Genomic DNA, 14,185 nt, shown 5'->3' with positions numbered 1-14,185 from the left:
TATCTTTAGCTCCTGAGTCTAAACCTCATAAATCATAACACAATGAAATTATCAAAATCCTATCTTATGAAATCTATATGTTCAATACTACTACTTATGTGTACCATGCAATTTGCTATAGCTCAAACTTTCACAGGTAATGAAGACGACATTGCACAAATACTTAAAAACACTGAGACATTTTCCGAATATATAAAAGCATCTAATTATAAAATGATAGGTGCATCGTATACAGCTGATGCGAAGATATTTCCAAATAATAAAGAGATCTTAGAAGGAACAGAAGCCATTGTTAACTACTGGAAGCTACCAAAAGGTGTTAGTATTAAATATCATAAAGTGATTTCGCATGAGATTAAAGTTTTAGGCAATGAGGCCTATGATTATGGCATTTATGAAGGCACTACTTTACTAAGTAGTGGAGAAGAGGTATCATGGAAAGGTAAATATGTTATTGTTTGGAAAAAAGAAAATAATACATGGAAAATGTATTTAGATATTTGGAATAGTATAAAATAATCTAATCAATATCTAATTCATCTTTCAACTTGTCCAAAGCTTTAGTTGCATCATCTAGTGCTTGTTTATTGTCTTCGTATACCATTGTGATAACGGTTTTACAATTTGGACATGTAAATTCTTTTTCTTTTAAAACATCATGCAGTTCAAATTCAATACTAGATTGACAATTTGGGCAAGGAATACTTGGCATTTTTTAGATATTTAATGAGATTATTTTATAAATATAATCAATCCTCACAAACATTATCCCTAAGTTCGATATCTTTAAATTTTTCCCATATATTTCCTTCAAAGTCTTGAGGTGATAATCTGAAACTGATATTTGATGTATTATTTTCTTCACAATTATGAACCTTAGCCAATAGATTTAAAGTTATCATTTTTTGAGTATTGAATGCATCGTAAACATTTAATTTTCCAACAAAATCGGCATTATCATAACCATTTCCCTTAGTATTTATAATGAGAGTAGTGGTTTTAGGGACTTCAAAATCTTTTTTCTTATTTACGGCTTTCATTAGTCCATCATAATAAAATCCCATTTGTTCTTCTAGATCCTTAGCTGTAAACTTTTGAATGCCTTTAATATGCCATACGAAAGTATAACACCAAAAATCTGGATGGTCTTTATCTCTCCATTTCTTTGCAAATCTGAGATCTTCATAACCTTCGTATTTTATTTCTGGGGCAAAACCTAGCGGGAATTTTATGATTTCTTTTAACCAAGTCGTATCAGATACAAATACACCTTTTTCTTGCTCTTCTTGAGCATTAATAGAAAAAGAATAGAGTAGAAGCCCGATAATCAGTACTGCTTTTTTCATTCATCTAGTTTTTTTAAATTAAGTGTGACTTCAAAACCAATAGCATCAGAAATGGCACCATCTCTCAATTTGCTATTATAGTTAATTCCCCAACGCATTCTATCAATTTTAAACCTAGTGGTCATTTGTTCTTTTTCGAAATCAACTTCAGCTTGAAATTCTATCGGCAATGTAATACCTTTTATGGTTAAATCTGCAAAAATCTTCATATGAGTAGGATCGTGATACGTCACATTGGTAATTTTTAGTATGGCTTCGGAAAATTTCGCAACATCAAAAAAGTCTGGATCTTTTAAATGATTAACAAGACTTTCATTAGCATCTGCAGTTTTAATATCGTCACATGTAATGCTGTTCATATCTATAGTAAATTCGCCACCTGTAATAGCATCTCCAGTTTTTATAAAGTGACCATTTTTAAAATCAATAGTTCCGTTGTGTCCTCCAAAATAAAAAGTATACTCACCAGACCATTTTAGTTCACTTTTTGATGTGTCTATAGTTAATTTCTGTTGAGCGTAGCTAAATGATAATGAGCAAATAGCTGTAATAAGTAATAACATACGAGTTTTCATAAGTTTTGTTTTTGATTAATACTGGATGTAAAACTATCGGCAGCTTTGGCAAAAAGTGTCAAAAAAGTGTAAAAGAAGTGTCAAGAGTTGCAAAAAGTCATGAAATTGTATGTTATTTACAGGAAATTATGAGCAAGAAAAGAATTTACACCTATACTGTTTTAATTGTCCTAGTGATTATTGGATGGATATTATCTAATTCAGATAAGAAAAATGAAGCGTTTACTGAGCGTGTGAAAATTTCATTACGTGAGGTTGGAAATCAATTATTATTATCCAATCAAGATTCTACATCATTGATTTTACCCGTAAAAAAATTGAGCGATTATAAGTATCAAGTATCATTTAATGAGCAACTTTCATTTGAACCAAATAATTTGGTGACCATTATTGATAGTACACTTAATATATCTCAACTTCCAAAGCATTATAGAGTAGAAGTATTACAGTGTTTAGATCAAGAAGTTGCTTATAGTTATCAGATGAGCAAGGAAGAGGAAAGTACGATTATACCGTGTAATGGACGTTATTTAACTAATGGATGTTATACCATTGAAGTTACATTTTTCAAACGCGTGACCTCATTTTTTAATAGAAAGAACTTATTTTATCTTTTATTATCAATTGTGATCTTATTCATAATTGATAGTTTCTATTCAAAACGAAAACGTGAAATAGTATCAGAAAATGATCATAAAAAATATACGTCGATAGGTCGTTTCCGGTTTTATCCAGAGCAAAACAAATTGGTCAAAGAAGCAGAAGAAATTAGTTTATCTAAAAAAGAATGTGAGCTTTTAGAAATATTTGTTGCTCATCCAAATGAAATCATCAAGCGTGATGAACTTACTAAAAAAGTATGGGAAGACAATGGTGTTTTTGTTGGAAGAAGTTTAGACACGTATATTTCCAAGTTAAGAAAAAAGCTAAAAGATGATGATGCTATAAAGCTCACCAATGTTCATGGTGTGGGGTATAAGCTAGAAGTTAGTTAACCCATCGTCAATTATAAAAAAAACATTATATTTGAAGTAAGCACTGAAAATCAGTGTTGTATCTCTCCCTATTTAAGAATTTAAAAGGTCGGTAATGGCCAACAAAAACAGTACTCGTGTGTATCTATTACATGAGTTATAATTAGTTTATGTAAATATCTTAAATCAATATATTATGGCTTCACAAAACTATTTTTCTCTTTACAGAAATAGAGAGAACACTTCAATTTTTAAATCTGATGTACAAGGAGAGAATGACCCGTCAACTGGACCAAAAGCAATTTTTCAATGGTTGGCACTTTTCGCTGGTGTCCTCATTCAACCTTTCTATGCGTTTTATAAAGAAGCAAGAAACTTTGGTACTCCTAGTGAAGTATATCAAGACTATTATTTTGTTGTATTTGCTTTAATTGTATCTATTGTTGCTTTTCCAACGGTATACAGAAAGGCCTTTGATGCAAATAGGCCAAAGTGGATGCAATTAATACCAGTATTTACGGCTGGTCTTGGTTGGCAAACAATTGTCGATACAGCAGTTGAAGTTGCAACTCCTACACAAGAACAGGTTGATAGTGTAACGATACTAATTAGTTATTTCAATAACATGCTAGTTTAGTAGAGGTATTTAGTTTCTATTATTACCATTATTCTTATACTTTCTATAGCTTGTACCTTTTGTACAAGCACAATTACTAATGCCTTGTAAGAAATCTAATCCTATAGTAATACTATGCGTACCTGAGTTAAATCCAGAAAGGTCATTAATGGTCAATTGGTATGAGTAGGCAAAATATAATCTATTCTTCATGATTCCTGCCATAGGACCAAAGTTTAATGGTTTCAAAAATTGATCATTTAAGAAACGATATGAAGCACCAACCCAGTAGTAATCACCAGATCTATTGAACTTTCTATATTTAAAATTGAAATCGGTTGCAGAACGTCCATCACTATTAAACAATTGAAAAAATACTGATGGTTCAAACTCAACACTATTATTTCGTTTGTTACCAAATACATATCCAGTATAGGCTTGAAAGTTTAAAAGATTATTAGGTTCAAAACCCGTAAAATCATCAATTTTCTTCTCTAATATATTATTTGCATTAACACTAAGATAAAAACGGTCCCAACGGTAAAGTAAGCCCACATCAAAATTATGATTGGTTACTGATCTATCATCAGTAATACTAGGATCTACAATAGGAATTTCTTCTGTAGGCTGAAAGTTTTCAATATCAATTCGAAAGCTATTGATATTGTATGACATACCAAATGAAAAATATTGCTTAGATGTATAGTCTAGAATGATATGATGTGCAAACGAGAACTTAGCTCCCTTTTGACGTGTATTACCATTTCTGTCATTATACATAGATACACCAATGCCAGATTGATTAGCAATTCTGAAATCGGCATACAGAGCTTGATTGTCTGGTGCATTTTTAATACCTACCCATTGCGTAAGTCCGTTAGCTCGTATTTTTAAATTATCTCCAATTCCTGCATAAGTAGGAGAGATAATAAAATCATTATCTGCTAAGTATTGAGTCCATACAGGCAAGTTTAGCTCTTGTCCAAAACTAAATGAACAGAACATTAAGAGAATATATAGTTTGATATTTTTCATTTCAATAATTGTTTTAAATCTATTACCTGTAAAGTGTAAAATGTCCAACATACTCTTTAGCTACTGCTGGATTATTTGGTCTAACTACATACCAATAATCACCTGTTGGTAATTCTGTTCCATTATATCTTCCGTCCCAGTATTCACCTACACGATAGGTTGCAACTTTACGACCGTATCTATCAAAAATGTCAAAGGTTAGGTTTGGAAAATCTTCAGTACATCCTGGAGACCAAGTATCGGTTACGCCATCACCATTCGGACTGAAATAATTAGGAATACAAGGCCCTAAAATTTCTAATTCAATTACAGCTACAGCTTCACATCCAGCGCTATCTGTAACAACAACAGTATAGACACCAGATTCTGTTACATAGTATACGTTAGTATCACCATAATCTTCATCATTAAAAGTAAACTGATACACACCAGTTCCTCCGGCAGCATTTGCAATGATCTCTCCAGCCTCATCACCTTCAACTAAAACCAATGATATTGGTGCATAGTCTTCTATGTCAAATAATTCTGTTGTTTGAATACAACCATTAGTATGTCTAACATCGATATAATGATCTGTACCTGGTAGTACATCTGTAAATACATTACTAATTTGGTAAGGTCCTCCATCTAAAGAGTAATCTAATTGTGAAAGATCAGTAATACTTTCATCTACGGTTACTGTAACTGTGTTAGTAAGTGCATTGTTCTCACATAAGTATTCAATTTCTATAACAGGGTTAATTGTCACCGATTCTGGGAAGGTAATATTCCACTCAGATTCACAACCTTGAGCATCACGCACGTATACCGTATGGTCACCACCACCTAATCCGGTAAAATCAAAAATAGTTTGACCAGCCGCTCCAGTGGTATATGGACCATCATAAGTATCTAAACTCACACTGTATGGTAAGCTTCCTCCAGAAATATCAATACTAAATTCACCATTGCCTTCTCCTTCACAAGTTTCTTCAAATAATGAATCTGGAACAATACTAAGAATCACTTGTTGAGGATCATTGATAGTAAAATCAAAAGTGACATAGCAACCTAAAACGTCCTGCACAATAACATCGTAAGTACCAGGGGCTAAATTTTCAAAAATATTGGTCTCAAAAAATTGATCTAATTGTGGTGAAATAGCATATTTAATGATTCCTGTTCCTCCAGTAGCATTTATTTCTAATACACCATCATCATTTCCACTACAAGTCACATCATTTACAACGAAATCGACTTCTAGTGGAGCAGTTGGCTCTGTAATAGTTATTGGAGCTGTAGCTGTATTGCAATCACCACTTACAACGGTAACAACATAAGTTCCGGCGATAAGTTCTGTAAATATCCCAGGACTATTTTGTGTTGCTGGAATTGTATTACCAAGTGTATCTTCTAAAGTGTACACATAATCTCCTAATCCACCTTGAGCTGTTGCTACGATAGATCCATTGTTATCACCTGCACAATTTATTGTTGGATTTGTTGATTGTAAGTTTATCTCTAAATCTGGAAGCGGATCAATAGTAATTTCATTAGATACATTTGCAATACAACCATTAGCATCTCTTACATAATATTGATAAGTACCAGGTGGCACAGAGAATGTAGTAGACGAATTAAATGTTCCCAATATAGTTGTGAAAGAACTGTCGTTACTATAGGTGTAAATACCAGTTCCTCCTGAAGCACTTAATGTCAATGTCGATTCAGTTAAACATGTTTGAGTTGTTGCAGTGACTAAACTAGCTTGAATAGGTGTAGGTTCAGTAATAACGATATCAATCGAAGTTAAAGAACATTCATAGCTATCAGTTATAGTAACAGAGTATGTTCCTGCTCCTAAGTTGCTAAATACATTTGTCGTTTGTGGACCAGATGTACTAGGTGTAGGTAGAATAGTATTTAAGGTGTAAATATATTCTGTTCCTTGACCTCCAGTAACATTAGTAATCGTTATTGATGCATCTTGATCTCCAAAACATGACAATACTGATGTATTAGGTGTAAATGTAGCGTTTATAGGTGTTGGTTCTGTAAGCGTAACATCAACAGATACAATACAGCCTTCAGCATCTCTAGCGTTTACTGTATAATTTCCTGCAGATAAATCTGTAAAGGTACCATTTGAAGAATACGCCACAGTAGCATCTCCTGTTAATTCATATTCATAATCACCCCAACCTCCAGTTGCAATAGCAGTTATAGTTCCTTGACTGTTATCACAAGTTACATTAGATGTTTCATTGGCAGTTAATGCCAAGATCTCAGAAGGTGAAGCAATAACTACAGTTGAATTAGCAGAACAGAAAGGGCTTTCTGTTTCAGTAATAACTACTGAAAACGTTCCAGCTGACATTCCTGATACAGTTAATGGATTGGTAGATGTATTAGCATTTACCACTCCAGTAACTGAAGCACCTAAACTGTCAAATACTTCATAAGTATAAGTTCCTGTATAACCATTTATGTCTATATCAAATGACCCAGAATTATCCCCAAAACATGTGACTCCTGTTGGTGTTGTCGTAAATAATGGAGGTGTAGCTTCTGGTATTGATATTGTTGTTTCTTCTGTACATGAAGTTACAGTATCTGTAATAGTAATTGTATAAACTCCTGATGGCACACCAGAAAACACATCTCCACTTAAACTAATGGATGCAGGGTTTGGACTTATACTGTATGTATACGTTCCTGAACCTCCTGTTGTTACCAAGGTAATTTCGCCATCATCATCGTTACATGTGGATAATCCTGTAATGCTTGGAGTCAATGTCAATGGTGCTTGAATATCAACTGATACTAAGTTACCACATCCGTTGACATCCTGTATTTCAATTGTATGCGTTCCGGAGAATAAATTAGATATCGTAAATGGAACTGTTTGTGTCTGAAAAGCGCCACCATCTATACTAAAACTATATGGTGCAATACCTGGAGTATCTAAAGTAACGTCTATTTCAAAATTTCCTTCTGTTACAGTACATAAGTTAGTAACTGTAGCAGAAATGACAGGCGTCGTATCCATTGGTAAAACCACAACAGGACTTGAAACAACACATCCATAAGCATCTAAAGCATGTACATAATAGTTTCCGGCATCTACGTTAAATGTACTTGCTGAAGCCCAACCAGCATCTGTTGCTAAAGGCGCAGCAGCGGTAGTAGTTATTTGGTATTGATATGGAGCAGTACCATCTTGTGCAATCGCACTAATCACTCCAGAGTTTGTATTACAATTTGCATTTTGATCTATAGAAACATCTAAGTTCAATAAGATAGCAGATTCAGTTATATTGAAAGGCGCAGTCACTACACCACAACCAGAATTTGCTCCAGATGTTTCAGTAATAGAAACAAAGTAATTACCAAAAGGTAATAGTCCTAAATCGGTTACAGTAAGTGAACCACCAGCTGGAACACTGCCAGAACCTGTTATACCAGTTGATGCTAAGGTTAATGCATCAAAAATTTCATAGTTGACGTTTACTGCAGTTCCATAGACACTATTAATTGTAAATGACACATTTCCATCATCGCTTCCAGTACATGTAATATTATTTGAACTAACTGCACTCAATGTCAACGTTGAATTTGTTGGAATTGGTGTTGTCGCTGGTTCATAATAACTACAATTAGTTGAGGCGTCATAAACTATAAACGTATAAGTAACACCAGAAGTTAAACCAGTAAATGTTGCAGATTCACTACCAGGCGTATCTTCTGGAATCCATGATCCTGGCGGATTAGGATATACTGAAATAGGACCTTGATATATACTGAAAAAGAATGGACCAGAACTAGTTAAGGTAGATCCAACACTTACTACTGCTTCTCCACCAGTAAGACAATCTACAGTAGCAGTTACTGAGATATCTAGATCGGTTGGAGGGGAGGCAACCAGTACATCTTGTTCTAATACAGAACAACCATTGGCATCTACAACATTAATTTCATATAATCCAAAATCTACGACATCAAAACTAACAGAGGTAGAGCCTGTTGCATTAAGCTCAGAGTTGGCATAACCATTTGTTCCAGTAACAAAATAATTATAAGGTGCTGTTCCACCAGTAACAGAGTTAATAATTATAGAACCTTGTGATACACCACCTGGTCCACAACTAATATCTACTGTAGTATAATCTACAACTATAGGATCTGGTTCACTAATGACAATAACTTCGTTAGCTGTACAAGAATTTGCATCTGTAACAGTAACAGTATATGAACCAGCTGGTAATCCTGATGTTTGAGATCCATAATTTGTTCCAGTTGTATCATTGTTCACATTTATAGTAAATGGAGGTGTCCCTACCGTAGTATCGATTGTAATATCTATAGCTCCATTAGAATCTCCATTACAAAGAATTTGTTCAGATTGTACTACAACACTTAAGTTAGGAAGCGATAAAGGTTCTATTGTTATTACACTAGATTCTGCAATACAACCATTGGCATCTGTAATTTCAAATTGATATGTTCCGTCTATTGCTGTTGTATATGTAAATGATGTTCCAGTAGTGCCTAATGATGCATATGCCGTACCATTAATAGATACCGCATAGGTAAATGGAGCTGTTCCTGTAATGTTTCCTGTTATAATAGCATCTGGTGTAACTGTACAATTTAAATCTTGAGTTAATACTACATTTACTGTAGGAGTTGGAATTGGATTTATAGTATAAGATTCAGTATACACACAATCATTTTCATCTCGTACTTGAAATGTATAGGTTCCAGGTTCTAATCCAGCAAAACTGTTAGATGTTTGGTATGGTGTAGCACTAGCCGCTGGAGCAATAATTTGATATTCTAAAACTCCAGTACCACCAGTAGTTCCTGTTATGGTAACTGTAGTTGTATTTGACGGACATGTAATAGGAGAGTTGTCAAACATTAAATCTGTTGGAGGATTTAATGAGTCTATAGTTATTTCATTTGTAATAGCAGTACAATTATTAGTGTCTTGTATAGTAATTGTATATGTTCCATCTGTTAAACCAGTAAACGTATTACTAGCTTGAAATGTAACACCATCAATACTATATGTATATGGTCCATCTCCACCTGTAACACCTGTAACTATAATTGTTCCATTAGATGTACATGTGTAAGGCGCATCTAATTCGGCAGTGCCAGATATCGCGTCATTGGCTATTATAGTAACTGTTTGCGGTACTGAGGCACATACAGATGCACCAATAGAATATTGTACTACAACATCATAATCGCCTGCAGCAAGACCGGGAAATACTGGTGAATTGAAAAAGGATGCTCCACCATCTATACTATATTCTAATGCATAACCATTACTTGCAGTTACATTTATATTGATACTACCTGTTTCTCCAGAACAAGATATATCTGTTGTTACTATATTGAATTCAGGTTCTGGTAGCGGATCTACTATTATTGATGTACTAGCACTACAATTATTAGAATCAACTACAGTTATGTCATATGTTCCTGCCGTAGTAACAACAATTTCTGGTACTGTTTGAAAATCTGTAGAACCATTTACAAAGTAGAAATATGGAGGTGTCCCGCCTTCAGGATATACAGTAATTTCTCCATCTGTACATGTTAAAGGAATTGTAATTGCTGCTGTAACCGTTAACAATGGCGGCTCAACAATAGTGACATCTTCAGAATAAATACAGCCATTTTCAGTTTCAACTGTAGCTGTATATGTTCCAGGATTCAAATTAGCAAATGTATATGTGTTTTCCATAATTGGCCCAACGCTATTGACTAATGTGCCACCTTCAAATAATGAGAATGAATATTGTGGATCTACATCATTAGCGGCCAATTGTATACTTCCTAAATCGCCATTACACAATGGCTGAAGAATTGTTGTAGACACTGTAAAATCACGATCTCTAATTTGAACATCTGGAACAGTAAATACACATGGGTTTGTTGGTACGCCAATTTGTCTTATGTATACAGTATATAATCCCGGAGTATTTACTGTAAATACATTACTCGTTTGATAATTAATATCATCAAGACTATACTCATAACCAGATGGTACATCAATTACTGTTATTGTTCCTGGAGTTGTACAAATAATATCTGTAGCTATAACATCGGCATTTAATAAATTCTGATAAACATTAAAGTAAAATTGCACAAAACAACCACCTGAGAAATTTATAGTTAGCCTAAATTGACCTGATGTATTAGCTAAGAAATCTGGTCCATCACCCACTTGATTCCACGTACATGTATCATCTTCATTAGCACAATCTGGATCGGTTACAGCAGGACAACTAGATTCATCTAATTGTTCCCAAATAATTGATGTTGCACTAGTGATATTTGTTTCAATAAACCTAGAATCATTGGCACCACATAAAAATATATTTGGTAGTAACTTTCCATCATTTGGACAGGTCACTACTTCATCTGCATAAGGTATTACCGGATTTTCAATATTACCTCCAAAAAGTTCTACATGATATTCCTGCTCAATAGATTGACAAGGTGCGATGGCTGTATTAAATGAATAGTAAGTACCAACATTGGTAACAGTAATTGTTTGTGTTGTTCCTATGACTGGTGTTCCTGTTGGACTTGTTGACCAAGAATACGAATCGTATCCATTGGCAGCAGTTAGTTCTACACTAGAACCACATAAAATAATATCTTCTATAAACGTACAATCTAGATCAGCTAAAAAGTTAGTAGCTTGTGGAGATAATAAACAGCCTGTATTGCTATTTAAACTTGGATCATCTGTAATTTGGAACGTAGGATTAAAAAAACCGTTATATGTAGCGAATGCTTGATTATTAATGATATTTGAGCATGCATCTGCTAATTCACCACAAGAATCAACCACTTGTACTTCAATGCGAATTTCATATACAGGATCATTTTCTTCAACTAAATAATCTTCAATATCAAATATAATCTCTCGTGTTACTGGATTATAACTGGCAACAGTAACACCAGGAGGTAATACTAAATCGTCAGGGTAGTTAAAAATAATATTGATTGGAAGTATATCTCTAATTTGAAAGTTAGTAGCATTATCATTTCCTGTATTTTGAAAACCAATGACATAGTTTAATGAGGAACCAAGACCTACGGTTTGACCTCCAATGTCATTACCTGCATCGTCTTCTACGATTTTAGTTAGTACAATATTAGGCTCAATAATCTCAACAGCGAAGGCAAAAAAGTATGGAAAATAAGTGTCACCACTGGTTTCTAATCTAATCACCCCTGAAGTGGCATCGTTGGCTATAACAGTATTTCCTGGGTTTGGAATCGCAATAGTTCCTGTATCAAAACCTAAGGTATTGGTGCTATTAGGAACTCTATTATCTACAGGTGTAGCATCAAGTCGTGTTACCGAACTATTAAAGAAATTAGTTTCAGGTCTATCGACAGTCGATAAACTAACACCATTTAGTCGTAATCGATCTCCCAAAATAGGACTATCACCTTCTAACGTAGCAAAAGCAAAATTTGCTCTAACTGGAGCAGGAGCAGGGACCGTTCTAAATCCGTCAACTGGAATATCTAAAGTTGGGTTGTTGCCAGGCACACTAATTGCACTAAAGCCATCAAAACTAGTAATTGACTTACCAGGAAGTGTAGGATCTTCATAGACTATGAACAATGACCAACCAGCAGATTGTCCAGTACCATTATATGGATCAAAGTTTGCTGTTTCTCCTAAACCAGAAGAAACGTTAGCAACTGTATACGTTCCTAAATCAACTCCTGAACCATAACTTGTTACAATCGCTGTTACATCTGCAAAACATGCATAAGAAAAACTATCACCTCCATCAACAGTCGTTCCATTGGCATCATAAATAATAGTACCTTGTATATCGTTATACCCTCCAACAGGTCCTTTGAGCTTTACTTCAGTAATCGGTTCATCTCCTGGATTAACAGCTCCCCAATATAAACCAGCATAAATAATTCTATAACAATTTGGATTTGGAATTTCTAGATCCGCACTTGACGAACTAAAAGTAGATGCATCACCATCAATATCAATATATTGCATATTAACATTGTGATTGTATACAGAATTATCATTGAATGCATTATTGTCTGGCCCTAATATATTATTTCCAATAAGTACAATATCTCCTTTTAAATCCTCATTAAATCGTGGTGTAAAAGGTTCGTAATTTTGGGCATATGATATAAGACCAAAAAATAGTAATGAAACAATGATGGTGATTTTAGAAAATGTAGGTCTTTTCATGATATTTAAAATTTATAATTCCTTTTTCATTGACAGGGCAATCTCTGAACTCGGAATTGGGCCATAACTTACTTATTATTTATTCTCAATTTTTGCAATAGACATTTTACCGTTATACGGTCTGTTTCCTTTTGATTTTAATCCTTCATTTGCAGCCTCTATGTAATCAAACTTATCGTAATAAATGTAATATTTACTTGTGTTGACATCATAGAAAAAGTCTATATCTGTTCGTCCAGAGGCAACAACTTTTCTCAAGAAGTCATCTCTTTTCTTAACGTCACTATGTACAGCTAATATTAAATAGTATCCATTCTCAACATTGGTTACATTCTCGAGAATTTGAATATTATCACTTTGCTGTTCTCCAAAATCAAAATCTTCAGTTTTAAGCGGCGTGCTGCTTAATCCAGTAGATTGTTTAATGTTTTGTAACGTCGCTCTATCTTGAGCATAGCGCTCGTCTTCATTATCGAAAGCAGCACGTTTGATTCGTCGTCGTCTTTCAAACTCGGTTGCTACTTTAATATCTTCTAATCGCGTTTCTAATGTAACTTTCGCTTCTAAAGCATTTAATTGTTCTGTTTCTAGACGTTTTAATGCTTTTTGGTAATACAAATACACTTCATCATTAGTTATAGTAGCCGCTTCGTATTTGTCTTCATATAATTCTTTTAGCTTTTCAATGTCTTCGCCTCGCTTTTTAATAACAGCGTCTAAATCAGATTTGATTGCATTTAAGGCGTTATTTTCGGCAGTAATACTTTTAAATGGTTTTGGCGTCACTGCAATACCTTGTTCGCTTAAATCATTTTCTTCTTTTAAATCTTTTAAATCTTTATCCTTAATAGCGACAATATCATCGAATTTTTTCAATAATTCATTTTGAGTTGTTTTAGAATTCTCTGTCTCTAGCGCTAATGCATACATAGACTTCCCGAGCTCATCTTGAGGGTTAGTAATTAACTCCTCTTTTGCTTTGGCATCAGCTTCTTCTTTAGCTTTCTGTTCAGCTAATAACCTTGCTTTAGCATCAGCTTCTTCTTGAGCTTTCTGTTCAGCTAATAATCTTGCTTTAGCATCAGCTTCTTCTTTAGCTTTCTGTTCAGCTAATAGTCTTGCTTTAGCATCAGCTTCTTCTTGAGCTTTCTGTTCAGCTAATAACCTTGCTTTGGCATCAGCTTCTTCTTGAGCTTTCTGTTCAGCTAATAACCTTGCTTTGGCATCAGCTTCTTCTTGAGCTTTCTGTTCAGCTAATAATCTTGCTTTAGCATCAGCTTCTTCTTGAGCTTTCTGTTCAGCTAATAATCTTGCTTTAGCATCAGCTTCTTCTTGAGCTTTCTGTTCAGCTAATAATCTTGCTTTAGCATCAGCTTCTTCTTTAGCTTTCTGTTCAGCTA

General features: G+C 34.1%; 8 protein-coding genes and 1 pseudogene. 3 read left to right on the top strand and 6 right to left on the bottom strand.

Going from position 1 to position 14,185, the window contains the following annotated elements:
• The first annotated feature begins 42 nt into the window (after window positions 1–42).
• Entirely contained in the window at window positions 43–519 is a 477-nt protein-coding gene (locus Q0783_RS09465) for a nuclear transport factor 2 family protein (protein ID WP_298894644.1), read from the top strand.
• A gap of 1 nt (window position 520) precedes the next feature.
• Here the strand turns inward: Q0783_RS09465 and Q0783_RS09460 are convergent, their stop codons facing one another.
• The 3 genes from Q0783_RS09460 to Q0783_RS09450 are packed head-to-tail and all read right to left on the bottom strand — an operon-like array spanning window position 521 to window position 1,921.
• On the bottom strand, window positions 521–712 hold the full coding sequence (locus Q0783_RS09460; protein WP_298761207.1) for a hypothetical protein: 192 nt from the start codon (window positions 710–712) through the stop codon (window positions 521–523).
• A gap of 37 nt (window positions 713–749) precedes the next feature.
• Entirely contained in the window at window positions 750–1,346 is a 597-nt protein-coding gene (locus tag Q0783_RS09455; protein WP_298894643.1) for a hypothetical protein, read from the bottom strand.
• The gene (locus Q0783_RS09450) at window positions 1,343–1,921 is read right to left on the bottom strand and encodes a YceI family protein (RefSeq protein WP_298894642.1); all 579 of its coding nucleotides are present in this window, start codon (window positions 1,919–1,921) and stop codon (window positions 1,343–1,345) included. Before Q0783_RS09450 ends, Q0783_RS09455 begins: the two co-directional genes overlap by 4 nt.
• A 128-nt stretch (window positions 1,922–2,049) precedes the next feature.
• Between Q0783_RS09450 and Q0783_RS09445 the strand changes: the two genes are divergently transcribed.
• Window positions 2,050–2,916, top strand: a complete 867-nt coding sequence (locus Q0783_RS09445) for a winged helix-turn-helix domain-containing protein (RefSeq protein ID WP_298894641.1) — start codon at window positions 2,050–2,052, stop codon at window positions 2,914–2,916.
• A gap of 175 nt (window positions 2,917–3,091) precedes the next feature.
• The gene (locus Q0783_RS09440; RefSeq protein WP_298894640.1) at window positions 3,092–3,532 is read left to right on the top strand and encodes a hypothetical protein; all 441 of its coding nucleotides are present in this window, start codon (window positions 3,092–3,094) and stop codon (window positions 3,530–3,532) included.
• A 9-nt stretch (window positions 3,533–3,541) separates the two neighbouring features.
• On the opposite strand, the gene Q0783_RS09435 is transcribed toward Q0783_RS09440, so the two are convergent.
• From Q0783_RS09435 to Q0783_RS09425, 3 genes and pseudogenes are all read right to left on the bottom strand, one after another.
• Window positions 3,542–4,546, bottom strand: a complete 1,005-nt coding sequence (locus tag Q0783_RS09435) for a type IX secretion system membrane protein PorP/SprF (RefSeq protein ID WP_230935149.1) — start codon at window positions 4,544–4,546, stop codon at window positions 3,542–3,544.
• Between the two features lie 22 nt (window positions 4,547–4,568).
• Complete coding sequence (locus tag Q0783_RS09430; RefSeq protein WP_298894639.1) at window positions 4,569–12,785, bottom strand: T9SS type B sorting domain-containing protein; 8,217 nt, start codon at window positions 12,783–12,785, stop codon at window positions 4,569–4,571.
• Between the two features lie 75 nt (window positions 12,786–12,860).
• Window positions 12,861–14,185, bottom strand: a pseudogene (locus Q0783_RS09425) (hypothetical protein); the annotation flags it as partial.

Origin of the sequence: uncultured Psychroserpens sp., from assembly GCF_947500255.1 — a bacterium.
Classification (GTDB): domain Bacteria; phylum Bacteroidota; class Bacteroidia; order Flavobacteriales; family Flavobacteriaceae; genus Psychroserpens.
This window is presented reverse-complemented; position numbering and strand designations above follow the sequence as displayed.